This window comes from Lacibacter sediminis (assembly GCF_014168535.1).
Classification (GTDB): Bacteria; Bacteroidota; Bacteroidia; order Chitinophagales; family Chitinophagaceae; genus Lacibacter; species Lacibacter sediminis.
The window spans coordinates 4,016,791-4,034,739 of record NZ_CP060007.1 but is presented as its reverse complement, the minus strand read 5'-3'; the positions used below and the strand labels follow the sequence as shown (position 1 = coordinate 4,034,739).

Here is a 17,949-nt window from a genome sequence, read left to right as displayed (position 1 = left end):
GTTAGCAAACAATTCCGAATTTTCAGTAATTACTGAAAATTAATTTTTTAATAGGATCGGCCGTGTGTGAGACGTATCAACGGTTTGGCTAGGAAGGGCAGCGTTTTGACTGAATTGATGAAGAGATTGGTGATGCTTGGCTTGCCAAAGAGCCCTTGAATCAGGCGGCCGGTTTTTAAACGTTTGGCAAACTGCTGTTGCCAGTTGCGGCTGTAGCATTCTTCCATTTGCTGCCGTGTGATTTGCTGTTGCAGAAACGCATGCACCTGTTCAAACGCCAGTTTACTTCCGTGCATGGCCATGCTCATACCGTTGCCACAAAGTGGCGTGATCATGCCACCTGCATCGCCAATCATCAACACGTGATGTTCTACTTGTTGCTTTTGATCAAAGCTGATCTGTGAAATGGTAACAGGAGTCTTGTATAGAAATTCAGCTTCAGCAAATATTTTTTTGAGCTGTGGGTTTTTGCAGAGGATGTTTTTCTCCATCTGTTCAATATTGTTATTGCTTTTTTGCAAATTAACAGCAGTGGTTAAATAACAAAGACAAAATTTTCCATCTTCAATTTGTGAAATACCACAGTATCCATTTTTGAAATTGTGCAACGCAATTACATCAGCCGGCCGATTGATGTTGATATGATATTTAACGCCGATATAGTTGTTGAGTTTATTTGGTTTTTGCTGTACAAAATTTCGATTCCATTTAACATCAAGATTACATCGTTTGCCGAAACAACCTGCTGCAACTGTTGCAGTAAACTCACCGGCAGTTGAATGAATAATGAATGTATTGTCGTGAAAAATTACATCGTTCACTTTTGTTTCTTCCAGTAAATGAACATGGTGTTGCCGGGCAATGGTGGCCAGCATTTCATCCAGTTTATAACGACTGATGCCAAAACCACCAAGCGGCAATTCATGTTGAAAGATATTTCCCTCAGGCGACGATACTTCCAGTTGTTTGATGATCGGTAAATGGAGTTGTGATAACGGAATTCCTAACCATTCAAGATAGTTCCAGCTTTCCATACTGATGTATTCGCCGCAAACCTTGTGATAGGGATATGTTTCTTTTTCAAACAACACAACTTTATAACCTTGCTTTGCTGATTGAATGGCTAGAGCCAATCCGGCAAGGCCGCCACCAATGATTGCAATATCGTAATGCTTGTCAGTCATGTTTATAAATCAATAACCAACGAAAAGCCCACATCCATTTTAATTGATGGTTGTTGATAGATGGTCGATCACAAAGTTGAATAAGTTCTTCCCGTTTAAATCCTCTTGCAACACTCAATGGTGCATCGTTTTTTACAAGATATGATTTTGAAAAAAGGTTGGTCAACAGTTTGATGGAATAATAAGCAAGCACATGCCTGTGTAGATCATTCACAAAAAAACCAAGTGTTGAATTGTTCTTCATCCACATGAATTGAAATTGTAATTCATCCTCACTAAAATGATGACAGAACAACGAAGAAAAAATAATATCGGGTTTTTGCGTGAATGCTGCTGTGGAATAATCTGAGCAGATAAATTCAATGCCTTCATTTTCTCTTCTTGAATGTGCATAGGCAATGCAATGTGGGTTGATATCAATACCGATCAGTTTTATATTGATGTTTTTCTTTTTACAGTATTGTTGGATGGCTCTCAGATTATCGCCACCACCACAGCCAATTTCACAAATTTGAAGTGTTTGCGGGTGAGCCACCCCATCCTTCGACAAGCTCAGGACTGGCGGGTGACTGAGTCTGCTAATGAAATGTTGAAAGCCTTTGATAGTGATCTGGTGTCCACCTAGCCAAGTATTGATCACATCCAGTTCCTGCATATTCTGTTTGATGTCATCAAACAGAATATCATCGCCATCGAGTAGTTCTTTTTGATATGATCGTTTCGTGAGATCAGGCATGTGTTGAAGCTACAAAAGTTTCCATTGTTAAGCCAGGGCCAAAGGCGGCACCAAAAATGGATTCATCCTTACTGCTGTTTTGCATCAATTCTTTCAGCACAAATAGAATAGTAGGAGAAGACATGTTGCCATAATCACGCAACACATCATAACAAGCCTGAAGTTTTCCTTCCGGTAGTTGAAGCGATTTATGAATAGTATCTACAATGCGCCTTCCTCCGGGATGAATACACCAGTTACTGATATCGTTTTGTTGCAGATCTGCATGTTGCAATGCTCTCTGCACCAACGGTTCAAAATCTTCTTTAATGAGATCAGGAATATATCCGCTCAACGTCATTAAGAAGCCAGTGGATGAGAGTTCCCATGCCATGTCCCGTTTGCCTTTAGGCACAATTTCGCTGTAAAAACTTTTCAGGTGCAGTCCTTTTGCAGTTACATCATCATGCATCACCAATGCTGCAGCACTACCATCTCCAAATAAAAGCGTGGAAGCAATACTATCCGGACTAGCATCTTTTTGGAAATGCAGTGTGCATAATTCAGTACACACAACCATCACTTTTGCAGCACGATCGGTTTTGCAAATCATATCAGCCAGCTTTAATCCGTGAATGGCTGCATAGCAACCCATGAAGTTGATGGAAGTGCGAAAGATATTTTTTGGAAGATCCATCAGCTCCATCACCATCAGATCAAGACCCGGCGCACTCATGCCTGTGCAACTGACTGTTATAAGATGCGTGATTTGCTGACTGTTTATCTTTCCTGCAATACATTGCCTGATCGCATCAACAGATAACGGTGCCGCATAACGGTTGTACCAACGCATGCGATGTTCTAAATCCGGAAATGGTTCAAGATTTTCGCTGTGCGGATAAAACTTCCATTCAGGTAATTTGTGACTGTAATCGGGAACAACAGAGTAACGTGTATCAATTCCACTTTGGCTGTACAGAAATTTCAGCTTCCTGTTTTCAACAGCATCTAAGGCATACACTTCCTGCATGAACTGCAGGATATCTTTCTGCGCATGTTTAAATGCCGGAACGGCTGTGCCAATGGAAACCAGTTTACTCAAATTGATTCATGATTAAGATCGTTATAAATGCTGCGTTGGTGCATATACTTGCCAAAACGTTCATTTGCATCGTATGTTTAAAATCTGCAAAACTTTCGTCCTTCCACACTTTCACTGCCCACCATAAGAAATAAACGAGAATGGGGAGGAAAAAGATGGCCAGGATGAAAAATTCTTTTATCATCAGTGATGAAAAGAAGGTATAACCAACAAACATCATGGCAACAGAGTAAACAACGGCGCAGAATACAAAGGTTTTGCGATAGCCCAGCAGGTAACTGATGGTTGTCACTCCATCTTCTTTATCCTGCTTATGCTGATAAATTTGTGTAAGCGGATAAAACCCGCCGATCAGCAAGCTTGCTGCAATCATACCTGCAATAGGCATGCCTGTTTTAAGCATCACTGATGATCCATGATAAACCATCCAGAAAACCAAACCACCTTGCAGCGTAATTACTGTGAGATAACCAATAATTGGATACTGTTTCAGCCTTACACCACGATAGCTGTATAGCCTTGACCCAATGATATAAATAAGTATTCCAACTGCAAACCAGTAACTGATAATGAATGACAGTGCAACAGCTAAAACATCCATAGCAACTGTTGTATAATATAATTGCTTTGTTGGCTGCAATGGGTTTGCAAGGCCACCAATAGGAGAGTTGTCCCTGTCCATATAACTGTTATAACCATTGCTGGATGGGTACACAAGCACATGAAGAATGATAAAGATCAATAACGCATTTGTCCGGTTGATGTTTACCAATTGAGTTAATGCAAACCAATATACCGGCATTAAGAAAATGGAGAAATGAAATCGTAACAGCTGTATAGTACTTTTCCTGATCATGGTTGATGATGCTTATTGTAAATGTAAGCTTTGTTTAATGGGCAAACTATCGCCTGGCTGTCATTTGAAGCTCACAAAATATGTAACGCAGATCTGCTAAAAAAGTTCCAGTTTCAGGTTTTTGATCAGTAATGGCTTGCGTGCCAGGTTCCATACCAGCACTTTTACTTCGTCACCTGTTTGCAGTTTAAATGAAAGTGGTGCAAAGAAATGAACAGGTCCCCATTGATTAAGATCAGTATGCCGGAGTTCAATGCGTGGATGCTTTAAACAGGAGCTGTCAGCAAGCCCGATTTTATTATTGATCTTTACGGCTTTCCAAAGCAGGACCTCGCCATTGCGTGTAACGGTTAACACCATCAACTGATAGCGGTACCAATCGTATATCTGTTCAGGTGCGTTGAAAGTACCGCTGGCTTTTATGTATGATGTAGTGATATCTTTTGCAGCGGTAAAATATTGCAGCGATACAGGTGCAAACTCTTCCTGCTCACTCATCCGAATGAAATCTTTTTGCTGTATGCTGTCGTAGGGATTTATTTCAGCCATTGATTTTTGAGCAGGCAGTGATGAAGCATGGGGCTGCCGGTCGCCACAATCCATGACCACGAGATCGTTATAACTGAGTCTCGATTTAAAAAGTGTTTGCAGGTTAAACGTTGCGTTCGATTCCTCACTCCACATTTCTCTTTTTGCCTGCTGCGTACTTTGTTTGATATTGACGAAGCAACAAAACAACAACAGCACCCAAAGAGAAACCTGCATTACTATTTGCTTTGTTGAAGTATTTATGAGTGTTGCTAATGGGATTGCCAGTAAAGGATAAAGGTGAATCATTGGCCTTGAACCAAACCCATTAATATAATTATAACACCACCACGAGTAAATGATATAAATATAGAGTGGCAACAATGTAAGAAACAGCAACTGTACTTTCCTGAAACGTTTGGCAAATACAAGTCCGACAAAAGCAAAAAACATAATCGGCGTGTAAGCCAGCCAACCGTTCTTGAATCCAAACAAGCCTTCAAAAATATGTGGATGTAAGAAATCAAATTTTTGATTCACATAACTGTCATAAAAAAATGATCCGCCATATTTTTTCCAGTACAGCATTTGTGGAATGATCGGAAGTAAAAAGCAAAGAGCAGCAATGCCAATGTAAACAGCATTCTTCCTGATGAATTGTACTTTCTCTGTAAACGATGCACGGTTATAGATGCCATACATGACAGGAATAAGCAAACAGAGAATATCTGAAGGGCGAATGATGCTGATAAAACCGGCTGTTAAACCTGTTACTACAAATAACAGCAGGGAAGGTTTTTGATGTACTCTGATGGTAAGGAATAGCAACAATGCATAAAGAAAGAATAGCAGGTTGTGTGCCATCCCGCTTTGGTAAAAGGAAAACCAAAAAAGGTTTGTGCCGATAAGAACGATGCAGGTGGTTATGATTGCTGTATTTCGATCAACAAACAGCAGCAACGATCGAAACAGGAAAAATAAACCCAGTAAGAGATAAGCAATACTTGAAAACCGGATGGCGTTGCTGTATGTTTTTGAAAACCCATTTGCTTCCCCGTTTGTGAGCTTTGCAATTACATGTGCTACAGTAAAAAAAGGTAATTCAAAAAAAGCGGTGCCGTAGGTGTATTGATTTACGAAATATCCCTTTGCGCTTTTGCCTGATTGCGCATACATATCCGTTACATAGTTCGTTACTATGGGATCAATGCCATTGTCAGTTGGTAAGGTTTCAGGATGGCCGGTGTTGTTGTAAATAAATGCAGTTGGCAAATAGAGATAATAGCCCAATGCATCGCCATAAAAAACGAGACTTTTTCTTCCCTGTATAAAATAAAACAAGCACGAGATAAGGATCGTACACGCAAGTAAAATGTTGGTGCTTGTTTTGCCCATTTGCTGCAATATAAACAGAAGCCTGCAAAGATGATTTAGAGGAAAAAATGTTACTGATCAAATACCATTGGCTGCTGTAAGAATAACCGGCTTGCCATCTGTGATCATGATCGTGTGTTCATGCTGCACAACATAGCCGCCTTTGTTACCAACGAAGGTCCAGCCGTCTTCTAACTCTACAGCTTGTGTAGAATGTGTGGCAATGAATGTTTCAATGGCAACAACTGAGTTTTTGCGAAAACGTTTTGTATTAAAACGATCATAATAGTTTGGTATCTCCAGTGGATCTTCATGCAAACTTCTGCCAACACCATGACCCGTTAAATTCTGTATCACTTTGCAGTTTGCTTTCTTTGCCTGTGTCTCGATCAGTTTACCAATCTCTGAAATACGCACACCTCCTTTTATCTGATCGAGTGCATTGTATAAAATTCGTTTCGACAGATCAACCAAGGGTTGGTGCTGATGCATATCTTCACCAACAACAAATGAACCGCCATTGTCTGACCAATAACCATCTAACTCAGCTGATACATCAATATTCACCAGGTCTCCTTCCTGAAGAATAATATTTGTTGATGGAATACCATGTGCAAATGATTTGTTGACACTGATACAAGTGAAGCCAGGAAAATTATAAGTAAGATAAGGTGCTGATTTAGCGCCCATCTCCTCCAACAATTTTCCGCCATAGTCATCCAGTTCTTTCGTGCTGATGCCGGGCTTTGCATATTCACGCATAGCTTTTAATGTAACAGCCACAGCGTTGCTGATCTTTTGCATTCCTTCCAGTTCTGCATTGTTGGTGATGGACATAATAGTTACTGTTTAGTCAATAAAGATAAAATGATTCAGCAATAAAAAATCCCGTTGCAACAGTGCAACGGGATCATATAAAATTGATCAGAGATACTTATACCAACATGGTAACAGGATTCTCGATATACTTCTTCAATGTTTGCAGGAACGAAGAACCAACAGCACCATCAACACTGCGGTGATCGCAACTCAATGTTACTTTCATTACATTGGTAGTACCGAAGCTGCCATCTTTCTTCTTGATCACAATTTCTTTAATGCGACCAACAGCAAGAATACAGCTGTCTGGCGGGTTGATGATGGCAGTGAAATCTTCAATATCCATCATACCTAAGTTAGAGATCGTAAATGTGTTGCCGGTAAATTCCTGCGGTTGCAGTTTACCTGTTCTTGCTTTATCGTACAAGCCATTTGCTTCAGAAGCGATCTGGCTCAAACTTTTTTGATCTGCAAATTTGAATACAGGAACAATCAATCCCTGGTCAACTGCAACCGCACTACCAATATGAATATGATTGTAAGTGCGGATAAACTCGCCCATCCATGAAGAGTTCACTGCAGGATGTTTGCGCAATGCCATAGCACATGCTTTGATCATCATATCCTGGAAGCTGATCTTAACCGGACTAACTGCATTCATTTGTGCACGTGCTGCCATGGCATTATCCATGTTCAGTTCCATTTTCAAATAGAAATGCGGAGCAGTAAACATGCTTTCGCCCAAACGACGTGCAATTGTTTTGCGCATGTTGCTGTTTGGCGTATCAACAAATCCTTCGCCTGCACCGGGAGTAAAGGCAATAACAGGAGCAGAAGGAGTTGCTGCTTTGGCTGCAGGAACACTTGCGGCAGCAGCTGCAGGTTTATAATTATCGATATCTGCTTTAATGATACGGCCCCCATCACCACTGCCTTGTACAGCGTGGAGATCGATACCTTTTTCAGCAGCAATTTTCTTTGCTAATGGAGATGCTTTTAAACGACCGTTTTCTGTGCTTGAAGCTGTTGTTGATGCAACAGCGGCAGGTGTGGTTGCGGCAGCAGCTGTTGTTGCAGCCGTTGCACTTGCCGGAGCTGAGGGAGTACCCGGATTTTTAAATGCATTCACCAAAGCAGAAATATCTGTACCGGCTTTACCGATCACAGCAATTACTTCGTTTACTTTGGCAGCATTGCCTGCTTCAACACCGGTATATAAAATTGTGCCGTCTACATACGGAATCACTTCCATCGTTGCTTTGTCGGTTTCAACATCTGCAAGACTTTCATCGGCCTTTACAGCGTCACCCACTTTCTTATTCCAGGCAATGATTTTTCCTTCTGTCATTGTATCGCTCAGGAGAGGCATACGGATAACCGTAACACCCAACTGGCCAGCTAATGCGTCAGCATCAACACCTGCAGCGGCAGGAGCCGAAGGAGCAGGGGCAGCAGCCGTTTCAGTTGCAGCAGCCGGAGCCGGAGCAGCCGATCCGCCATCTAACAGGCTTTTATAATCTTCACCTTCTTTACCAACGATTGCAATAATTTCATTGATCTGTGCTGCTTTGCCTTCCGGAACACCGATATAGAGTAAGGTGCCATCGGCATAACCCACAACTTCCATCGTCGCTTTATCGGTTTCAACATCTGCAAGCACATCATCGCCTTTAACTTTGTCGCCCACCTGTTTGTTCCATTTCAGAATTTTTCCTTCGGTCATGGTATCACTTAACAGGGGCATACGAATCACTTCAGCCATAAGATCAGTTTTTTGTCGTAATGAGGGCGTGAAATTAAGGCAATTTAGGCAAATATCGACCTGTGGTTTCTGGTCAATAACTGTTAGTTTTTCGAGCCATGCTTTCGAAGGTTTACAGAAAGCAGTAATGCAGCCTGTTTGAAACAAAAGAAGCAGCAGTAAGCAACGAAAAATGCGTTTAATTTGTCAGAAAGGAAAACAACCGCTATGCGAATCCTTACAATTTTCTCACTGTTGATCGTTCTGATGTCATCATGCAGTACAGAACCTGCAGCAAATATGCCTTTGGCGGGAACATGGCAATTAGTTGAGATAAAGGATAAGAGTACAGGTGCCACGCTAACTTATCAACCCGGTAATGCCGGAAGGATCAGTCTTTCGTTAAAAGCAGATGGTTCATTTACCGGGAAAACGTTGAAAAATACAATTAGTGGCGGCAGCTACACATTACCTGCAGCTCACCAAGTGAATTTTGGTTTCTTTAATATGACGGAAGTTGCTGAAGATAATTTAGGCTCGGCTTTTTTAACGGTGCTGATGTCATGTAACCTGCAATCGCTTTATCCCTGCAAGCCTTCCGATTACACAATAAGCGGTAAAACAATTTTGATTACTACAGCATTGCGGTATGATATGAAAATGGTAAAACTGTAGAATTTAGTAATCCAGTTCCAATCCCAACCTATCTTTCAGATCTTTTACCAGCGGATATTTCTCAGTCATTCGAATAAATTGCTCCTTCATAGAAAGTGGTCGTTCAACCGGTGTAAGATCTTCCGGTTCTTCAACCAACTGAACAAGAATATTAATGTTGGGGTTTTTAAAAAAGCTTTGCACATGTTGCAGCAATGCTGTTTTCTCCTGCTTCAGAAAACCAAGTTGAATATTGCCATACACCTGAACTTCAAAGTCAAGAGGAGTTTTCATGCGGCATTCCATCATCTCAAATGTAGATACCACCGAATGTTTGGTGGCTGCTTTCAGTTTGAGAATGTATTCCTGCCAGGCTATTTTCAAACCTTCGGGATCAATTTCTTTTTGCTGATTGTTGGGATTATTATTTTCAGCTGCAATTTTTTCACGCAGTTTTGATAAGCCGCCTTTGATACCTGCAGAAGCAGTTTTTGGAACAGCAGTTTGTGCAATTGGATTTTGGACATTGGCTTTTGGTTCTTGCGTCTTGTGCCTTGTGTCTTGTAACTTCTCCAATGGTTCTTCTACAATTAGTTTTGCCCCACTTGTTTCCTGCACCTTGTTCCTTGTGCCTTCAGTTGGTACATGTTCCTTTACTTCAATTGGTTTCAATGCACGAAACTGAACCGCCTTCGTTTTCTCAACTACTTTTTTTTTATCAGTAAGATCGAGTGCCTGTTGCAGGTACGTAAGTTTGATCAAAGCCAGTTCAACATGCAGACGTTTGTTACGTGCCTGTTTGTAGTTGATCTCTGCTTCATTCAACACATTCAATGCGCTGATGATATACGAAGCAGATGTTTTTTTAGCAGCGGAGGTGTATTTTTCTTTAAAGCTTTCTACCACTTCTAAAAGGTTTACCACTTTCTCATCTTTACAAACAAGTAAGTTGCGGAAGAATTCGGCCATGGCATTCAGTACCATATCGCCTTCAAAACCTTTGCGGTTGATATCATCAAACAACAACATGCTTGTAGCAAGGTCCTGTTGTTGCATGGCCTCCAGCAACTTAAAGAAATAATCAGCATCAAGAATATTCAGATGCTCTAATGTATTCTGGTAAGTTAATTCGCCATTGGTAAAGCTCACGATCTTATCCATGATGCTGAGCGCATCACGCATACAACCTTCACTTTTTTGAGCGATCACCTGCAGTGCAGGTTTCTCTGCGTTGATCTCTTCTTTGCCAACAATTTCCTGCAGATGTTCAACGGTATCATTAATGGTGATGCGTTTGAAATCGAAGATCTGGCAACGGCTTAAGATGGTTGGCAGAATTTTATGTTTCTCCGTAGTTGCTAAAATAAAAATGGCATAGGAAGGAGGCTCTTCCAGCGTTTTCAAAAATGCATTGAAGGCACTGGAGCTGAGCATGTGTACCTCATCGATGATATACACTTTGTATTTCCCCATCTGCGGTGCAAAACGCACCTGCTCAATTAAGGAACGGATATCATCCACCGAGTTGTTACTGGCAGCATCGAGTTCATGAATGTTGAGTGATGTTCCTTCGTTAAAGGTTCTGCAGCTCACACAGGTATCGCAAGCCTCACCATTTGGTTGAATATTTTCGCAGTTGATGGTTTTTGCCAGAATACGGGCACAGGTGGTTTTGCCCACACCACGTGGACCGCAAAACAAAAATGCATGCGCCAGCTGGTTGTGGCTGATGGCATTCTTTAATGTAGTGGTGATATGCGATTGGCCCACAACTGTATCAAAAGTCTGGGGTCTGTACTTCCGTGCTGAAACAATGAATTTATCCATAACTGCGGGTGCAATTTAGGGAAAATAAACCCTTTCAGGTTTTCCTGACTGAGAATGCTTTGCTGGAAACTTTATCCGTCCTGCTAAAAAATAAAAATTATTTTACATTCGAACTTTTTACTCCAATCATGCGACAGCTAACTTTACTTTTTGCAACGTTTATTTCTTTGTTATCAAATGCCCAACATACACTTCCCCAAAGGCATCTGCAATTATACGCTGGCCCAAGTTTAAACGGCACAGGAGATGTTATTGGTTTTGCTTATGATTCTGAGTTTGGGAAATATTTCAACAAAAAATCTTCGTGGTTTGTGGGTATTGGTGGTACTATTCATGATAAGCAATGGCCAATTTTTTATACCGATCAACAAGGAAATGAAGTTGATGCTTCTGTAAGGGGGACTATTGCGGGGGTTCAAATTGCAGGCCTTTACGGATACAGCATTGTTAGAAGTGAGGTACATGAATTGTTACTAAAGATTGGGCCAATTTTAAGATACCAATCGACCTCTTATTGGGATGAACTCGGCGTGTATCCTCCTGCAGGAACGGGTTTTCCCATTCCACTTGTATCTTTTTTTAATACATCCCCCCAACGAACGCTAGCAATAGGAGGTAATGTAGGTTTTGTATACAACTATACTATCTCAAAAAAAATTTCCATCGGTGTTTTGGCAGAGTTGCAACTTGATACGAACGGAGATACAATTTCACAATGTTTATTGAGTGTTGGACGAAGGTTTTAATCCCTATTTAATACTCTCCACCCGCTCCACCGCCTCCAAAACTACCACCGCCAAATTTAGTGGCATCAGAAGACTTTGCTTCTTGTCCCAGGGTTTCAACAATGACTAAAGATTCGATCAGCGACTTTTCATCTTTTTGATCACCCTTCTGTTCTGTATAAACAAAACCAAACCTCGGTTGCCTGAGGTAATTGATCAGCACATATGAAAGAATAAGCAGAATGGCTCCGGCAATTGTCATTGCTATTTCTAATGGAAGAACAGAATGATAATATCGAATCGTAAAGATCATGGCCGCAATCAGCAGCACACCGATCCTTAAAAAGATAACATCTTTCTTTAGTAATCCTCTGATAATATAAAGAATGGGAATAAGAACAGTCAATACCCAAAACAACCACCCGAAAGGTAAAGAACCATCACTGGTTAAATGAAACATTGCATTGTTTACTTCCCGCACCACATAATAATTTCCTGCCGCATAAAAACTGAGCAGACTGAAGATGATGATCAGGGTAAAGCAATGCTTATAATTTTTCAGGGTTTCTTTCTTTTCGAGCCGTATCATTAAAAAATAAACCGCTGCAGATGCGGCCATCAGCACAAACGGTATAATGGCCTTGGAAATTCCAAGGTGATCGGTAAAGAGAAAAAAGATAATGGCCAATAAGCTAAGAAACGCAATAACACCCATGATCCTGTCGGCAAACCGGAGTGAACAATAGAATGAAATGAGGAACGTAAGGATACAATTCGTTAATGCACCTGAATCAATGATAACAATCAGGCTTCCCAATAGCATACCGGCAGAATTCCACAACAGTGCATCATCCACACCCGAGTTGTAATGGTTATTTTTCTCAATCATGAATTCCAATGCTGCATAGGTAAGCAATGAAAAAAACAGCAAGAGAATTTTCATTGCATCTTCAATAGAGCTCATAAAGATCAATGAAAAAAGACTGAAGGAAAACGAAACGACGATTCCGGTTAATATGAATAGCCCGATGCGGATGAAAAAATTGGGTGTGTAAAAATGAACCGGGTATTTTGCTTTGATCTGTTGCAATTCATCTGCACTGATCAGCTTGCTTTCGAAAGCTGATGTTGATTGCTGTTGCACCTCCTTATTATGCAGCGATGTTTTGTTATAGGCGATCATGCTGCTTTTATTTTACGGTTAGAACTGATGAGGAAGAAAACAAGACCGATTCCTGAAGCAATAAAATACATTAATCCAAGATAGATGGATGTCATTCCAAAATTTCTCATTGAATCTAGCAGTTGAATAACCACGTAGCCCATACCGATATAAGTGTAAAGTGTGGTAATCACTAAAAAATAAAATGATTTGTTCAGTATCGATCTTGTATAAAAAAAGTATGCCAATGCGATCAATAACAGAAACCAAAGCAGGTAAAGAACATCGAAGTGGAACATTGCAGCAAGACAGGAAATAAAAAGAAGATGGGTTCCAAAATTGCTGTACGTAAATTCAAAATGAGGTTTAAATGCTTTCATTTTTGAGATAACAGCTAAAGCAATCAAAAAGGCTCCCAGAAACAAAGCCGTATAGATGATGGTACTGCTGTTAAAATCATTTGCCTTCAATAATTGGGAAGGCGTAACGGTTATTCCTATCCATGCTGCTAAGTTGGTAATAGCCAAACTGAGTATACCGAGGTGATCAAAATAGTAAGCTGAAAAGAATAGAACCAGCATTGGTATAAGAGTAGCCAGTCCGTATCTCGTTCCAAACACATTGTATTGAAATTGCAGGTAAGCAATAAAGCTCATGAAGGTTAAGCAGGCAAGTAGCAGCACGTAATCAAAATATACATTGGGCGATTCTACTTTGGATGTTGCAAACGGAAGTTTTGTGTTTATACAATAGAAAAAAGCAGACGCACAAATCAAAGCGATGAACACAAGGATAGCCTGGTGACCAATACTGTCAATGTTTTTATAAATGAGGATGCCGAGTCCACCGCTTAAAAGCAATACGCCGAGGTATAAAAGGATTTTAATATCCCAATGAAGCGAAATAAGTTTTTTGTCTGAATCTTTCTTGATTTTTTCGAATGAACTGTCAGATACTAGTCCTTCAGCGTGGAGTTGTTCGAATAGCCGGGTATTCATGACCGTAATGTTAAGAATTTTTTACAACACCGGATGTCGTTTAAACTCTTTTCCCCTGTCAAACAAAAAGCGATAGGTAATCAATCGACGGCTGATATGGGTGCCAAGGCTTGCAGCCACGTTCATCATGCGGGGATTGAAATCGCCGATCCATTGCATTTCATAATCGTCGTATAACATGGGAGCCTGTATCACTTTGGCAGCTTCAATGATCATAAATGCATCTACACCTTTGTGCTGATGTTCGGGTACAATACCAAAGATGATACCGGTGAATTTTTTATTTCGCTTCGTAGCTTTTACCCAAAGAAATTTGAGTTTGCTCCAGAGATCAAATCGCCCATGTAGTTCCATGAACCATTGATTAAGATCGGGCAGGTTGAGCCAGATCGCAACCGGTTCATCTTTGTAATAGGTAAACCAACTGATGCGTTCATCCATCACCGGCTTCATGGCATTGAACATCGCCATTGCAGTTTTTTCTTCCATCTGCTTTAACCCGGAATGACCCGCCCATGCTTTGTTGTAGACTATGCAAAAATCTTTTGCAAATTTTTCGAGTTGACTTACTTTGATGTGAACAGATTTGTAGTTGGGATCTCTCGCTAAGCGATCATGACGCTCATAAAATTTTTCACTCAACTTATCCTTCACTTTGAGCGAATAACAATATTGATTGAAAAATAACTGAAAACCATAATGCTCAAACAACTGTTGATAGTAAGGAAGATTATAGTTCATGCAATACAAGGGCTGTTGAAATCCTTCCACCTGCAAACCCCACCAACGGTCACGTTCGCCAAAGTTGATAGGCCCGTCCATTGCTTCCATGCCATTGCTTTGCAGCCATTGCTTCGCTGTATCAAATAAATAATTGGCTGCAGACTGATCATTGATGCATTCAAAAAATCCAACACCGCCAACCGGCACATCATCGCCTTTCGATTTGTATTTTTTATTGACGAAAGCAGCTATGCGTCCAATCAATTTTCCAACATCATTTTTTAACACCCAGCGGATCACTTCACCATGCCGAAAGGCTTTGTTCTTCTTTTCATCAAATACCTGTTCAATATCCTTATCCAACGGACGGATCCAGTTGGCATCATGTTTATATAATTCCACTGCAACCTGTAAAAATTCTTTTGCTGAGCGCCTGTCAGTGACTTCAATTGTTTGCATAATAGAGCACCAAATTTAGCTGAACTTTCTTAACAGGATATTTTGTTTTATTTATGACTTATTTAGTGGCGTAGTACATGCATAAATCTATTTTTGAGCTACTAAACCTACTACTTATGAAGCAACTTATACTTCTCGTTACAATTTGCTTACTTATACTCCCTTTTGTTTCTCTAAGTCAAGACAGCAGTTTTCAATTAAAGGATTACAAATACCGCACACCTGGGTTTAAAGCATTACTGCTAAATTTCAACGCATCCGGAAGTTTATATGATGGGAAAGGGGGTACTCGAACCGATGTTAAGGGAAACCAATTTAACTCCAATTCCGTCATCAATTATTACCGGATAATCAGTACCGATAAGCGTCAACACATTTCCACAATTAGTTTTAACCCGGTATTCAATTTTGTTAAAAACGACACTGGTGGCGTGGTTACAGAACGTAACCGACAAATAATACTTGATGCAGATTGGAGCAGGGTGGATCGTTTTTTTAATAGCAGAAATTTGTTTTTTGAGGTGGGGAATGAGCTAGGAGTTGTAAGCAACTCGCAAAATTATAGATCACCATTCAGAGATAGTAAAATAAAAAGTAACGGTATTTCGAATATGCTGATACTTGGCGCAGGAAAAGGTCGGTTGGAAAATGTGCAGGATGCTCAGATGGCAAAGTTCATTATAAACGACCTGCAGAAAATGGGGCTGCTTGATCGTGTGCCGGATGCTGCAACGCAATACGAACTGGCTGTGCTGATCACTGACATTAACAACCGTCGTGTATTTGATGATCGTAAACGTCTGATTTATGAATTGACACGCATCGATTCGTTTTTACAAAGCAAACAGTTGGTAAAGACCCCGTCGATTGCCTACTTTACAACAGTGAATGATAACTGGTTGCTTGCATTCAATCCCGGAAGGTTAAGTGGTACAAGAATCTATGCACAACTAAAGCCCGGGATTAGTTTCAATGTTGCCGGAGTGAGAATGACAGACTCAACTTCATTTCCTTACAAGGATGATACGAAGCAGATCGAATATTTTTATGAACCGGAAATAGGAATTGAGTACCAAAAGCCAATAACACTGCAGTGGCAGCGGGTTGCTTCTGCGTCAATTCGTTTCAGACAAACTTTTAGGAGAGATACCAGAAAAAGTGAATCGATTTCCGGTCCGGTTGAGTTTGAACAATTTGAAACATACCCGCAGTTATCGTTCAACTCGTTTTATGGGGTTGGCTATTTTCCAACAAACCGGACGATTGTAAATGGAGGCCTGAGCTTTGATGCTGTTTATGGGCAACAAAATATGGGAATAGGCCGACATTCATATTTTTCGCTTGTTCCGGGTTTGCGATTATCGGCTGGCTACTTTATTAATTTCCGTACAAGACTATTCCTTGACGCAGATATTAATTACTACTACACAGAGTTTAGAGATAATATAATCTCAATGCCTGCTTATAATAAAAATATTGTAACAGGCAATTTCAATTTCGGTTTTTCCCACATTATTTTCTAATGATTCTTGCAACAGGTTTTTGTGTAACTTGTTTTCATGACGAAATACATTCTTGCCTTAGACCAGGGAACAACCAGCAGCCGTGCCATTGTGTTTGATCATGATGGAAGCATTGTATCGGTTGCACAAAAAGAATTCAAACAGATCTTTCCGCAACCCGGTTGGGTGGAACATGATCCTGAAGAGATCTGGAGTACACAATTGGGTGTAGCTGCAGAAGCAATTACAAAAGCAGGATTAAATACAGAAAATATCCATGCCATTGGTATTACCAATCAACGGGAAACAACCGTGGTGTGGGATCGCAATACAGGTAAACCTGTTTACAATGCAATCGTATGGCAAGACAGACGCACAGCTGATTTTTGTGATGAACTGAAACGAAAAAATCTGCACATCCTCATTCAACAACGAACAGGATTGGTCGTAGATGCATACTTCAGCGCATCAAAAGTGAAATGGATATTAGACAATGTGGATGGCGCTAGAACAAAAGCAGAAAAAGGCGAACTCTGTTTTGGAACGATTGACACGTGGTTGTTGTGGAAACTTACGAAAGGGCAGGTGCATGCCACGGATGTAAGCAATGCAAGTCGCACCATGCTCATGAATTTACAAACGCTGCAATGGGATGGTGAGTTAGAGAAGATCTTCAACATACCTGGTAACATGTTGCCGCAAATACGCAGCAGCAGTGAAGTATTCGGTACCACACAAAATATACTAACGGCTACCAATATCCCCATTGCAGGGATTGCAGGCGATCAGCAGAGTGCATTGTTTGGCCAGTTGTGTACGCACTCCGGTATGGTGAAGAATACGTATGGTACCGGTTGTTTTATGCTGATGAATACAGGAGAGAAAGCAGTTATCTCAAAAAATAATCTGTTGACAACAGTTGCCTGGAAAATCAATGGCAAAACCGAATATGCTTTGGAGGGAAGCGTATTTATTGCAGGCGCAGTGGTGCAATGGCTGCGTGATGGATTGGGCATTATCCGTTCATCAACCGATATTGAAAAGCTCGCAGCAAAAGTAACCGACAGTGATGGTGTGTATATGGTGCCGGCCTTTACAGGTCTGGGTGCTCCTTATTGGAATCAACATGCAAGAGGAACCATTGTAGGTATTACAAGGGGAACAACAGCCGCCCATTTTGCGAAAGCAGCGTTGGACAGTATTGCTTATCAAACAGTGGATGTGTTGAAAGCGATGGAGGCCGATTCGGGTATTGAAATAAAAGAATTGAGAGTTGATGGTGGTGCCACTGTCAATAATTTATTGATGCAGTTCCAAAGTGATCTGTTGAATACGGCGGTTGTGCGTCCCCGTATTACGGAGACAACGGCGTTGGGTGCAGCTTATCTTGCCGGACTGGCCACAGGTTACTGGAACAGTATTGATGAAATACAGGAACAGTGGCAGGTCGATCGAAAATTTGAGAGCAGCATGGACGAAGAAAAACGGGAAACCCTGATGAATGGCTGGAAGAAAGCCGTGAAAGCAGCGCAGAGTTATTGAGCAAAATAAAAACCCAAGAGTCAAAAGCAAAAAGTGTG

Annotated in this window: 15 protein-coding genes; 4 read left to right on the top strand and 11 right to left on the bottom strand. The window is 40.8% G+C overall.

Annotated elements, in window-relative coordinates:
- Window positions 1–47 precede the first annotated feature (47 nt).
- The 7 genes from H4075_RS17110 to H4075_RS17080 form a co-directional block, all read right to left on the bottom strand.
- Window positions 48–1,184 (bottom strand): NAD(P)/FAD-dependent oxidoreductase, encoded by a 1,137-nt coding sequence (locus H4075_RS17110; protein WP_182802043.1) that lies wholly within the window; start codon window positions 1,182–1,184, stop codon window positions 48–50.
- Window positions 1,177–1,920, bottom strand: coding sequence for a methyltransferase domain-containing protein (locus tag H4075_RS17105; protein ID WP_182802042.1), 744 nt, complete (start codon window positions 1,918–1,920; stop codon window positions 1,177–1,179). Before H4075_RS17105 ends, H4075_RS17110 begins: the two co-directional genes overlap by 8 nt.
- Entirely contained in the window at window positions 1,913–3,001 is a 1,089-nt protein-coding gene (locus tag H4075_RS17100; RefSeq protein WP_182802041.1) for a type III polyketide synthase, read from the bottom strand. Before H4075_RS17100 ends, H4075_RS17105 begins: the two co-directional genes overlap by 8 nt.
- Window positions 2,994–3,857 carry a UbiA family prenyltransferase gene (locus tag H4075_RS17095; protein WP_255460216.1) on the bottom strand — a complete coding sequence of 288 codons (864 nt, stop codon included), beginning with the start codon at window positions 3,855–3,857 and terminating at the stop codon, window positions 2,994–2,996. Before H4075_RS17095 ends, H4075_RS17100 begins: the two co-directional genes overlap by 8 nt.
- A gap of 96 nt (window positions 3,858–3,953) precedes the next feature.
- Window positions 3,954–5,780, bottom strand: a complete 1,827-nt coding sequence (locus H4075_RS17090; protein ID WP_182802040.1) for a hypothetical protein — start codon at window positions 5,778–5,780, stop codon at window positions 3,954–3,956.
- Window positions 5,781–5,837: 57 nt separating this feature from the next.
- Window positions 5,838–6,596 carry a type I methionyl aminopeptidase gene (gene map / locus H4075_RS17085; RefSeq protein ID WP_182802039.1) on the bottom strand — a complete coding sequence of 253 codons (759 nt, stop codon included), beginning with the start codon at window positions 6,594–6,596 and terminating at the stop codon, window positions 5,838–5,840.
- A 97-nt stretch (window positions 6,597–6,693) separates the two neighbouring features.
- Complete coding sequence (locus H4075_RS17080; RefSeq protein ID WP_182802038.1) at window positions 6,694–8,340, bottom strand: 2-oxo acid dehydrogenase subunit E2; 1,647 nt, start codon at window positions 8,338–8,340, stop codon at window positions 6,694–6,696.
- A gap of 207 nt (window positions 8,341–8,547) precedes the next feature.
- Here H4075_RS17080 and H4075_RS17075 point away from each other — a divergent pair, with 207 nt between their 5' ends.
- Window positions 8,548–8,994: a hypothetical protein gene (locus H4075_RS17075; protein ID WP_182802037.1), complete on the top strand. Its 447-nt coding sequence runs from the start codon at window positions 8,548–8,550 to the stop codon at window positions 8,992–8,994.
- Between the two features lie 3 nt (window positions 8,995–8,997).
- Here the strand turns inward: H4075_RS17075 and H4075_RS17070 are convergent, their stop codons facing one another.
- A complete protein-coding gene (locus H4075_RS17070; protein WP_182802036.1) occupies window positions 8,998–10,800 on the bottom strand; it encodes a DNA polymerase III subunit gamma/tau in 1,803 nt (600 codons plus the stop codon).
- Between the two features lie 8 nt (window positions 10,801–10,808).
- Here H4075_RS17070 and H4075_RS17065 point away from each other — a divergent pair, with 8 nt between their 5' ends.
- The gene (locus H4075_RS17065; RefSeq protein ID WP_182802035.1) at window positions 10,809–11,546 is read left to right on the top strand and encodes a hypothetical protein; all 738 of its coding nucleotides are present in this window, start codon (window positions 10,809–10,811) and stop codon (window positions 11,544–11,546) included.
- A gap of 7 nt (window positions 11,547–11,553) precedes the next feature.
- Here H4075_RS17065 and H4075_RS17060 read toward each other — a convergent pair whose 3' ends face one another.
- Genes H4075_RS17060 through H4075_RS17050 form a run of 3 tightly spaced genes read right to left on the bottom strand, consistent with a single transcriptional unit; the run spans window position 11,554 to window position 14,867 of the window.
- Window positions 11,554–12,708, bottom strand: a complete 1,155-nt coding sequence (locus H4075_RS17060; protein ID WP_182802034.1) for a hypothetical protein — start codon at window positions 12,706–12,708, stop codon at window positions 11,554–11,556.
- Complete coding sequence (locus H4075_RS17055; RefSeq protein WP_182802033.1) at window positions 12,705–13,685, bottom strand: DUF2157 domain-containing protein; 981 nt, start codon at window positions 13,683–13,685, stop codon at window positions 12,705–12,707. The genes H4075_RS17060 and H4075_RS17055 overlap by 4 nt, the downstream gene beginning before the upstream one ends.
- 21 nt (window positions 13,686–13,706) lie before the next feature.
- Entirely contained in the window at window positions 13,707–14,867 is a 1,161-nt protein-coding gene (locus H4075_RS17050) for a hypothetical protein (RefSeq protein ID WP_182802032.1), read from the bottom strand.
- Window positions 14,868–14,983: 116 nt separating this feature from the next.
- Between H4075_RS17050 and H4075_RS17045 the strand changes: the two genes are divergently transcribed.
- Window positions 14,984–16,390 (top strand): hypothetical protein, encoded by a 1,407-nt coding sequence (locus H4075_RS17045; RefSeq protein ID WP_182802031.1) that lies wholly within the window; start codon window positions 14,984–14,986, stop codon window positions 16,388–16,390.
- Between the two features lie 36 nt (window positions 16,391–16,426).
- Entirely contained in the window at window positions 16,427–17,911 is a 1,485-nt protein-coding gene (gene glpK / locus H4075_RS17040; RefSeq protein ID WP_182802030.1) for a glycerol kinase GlpK, read from the top strand.
- Window positions 17,912–17,949 lie beyond the last annotated feature (38 nt).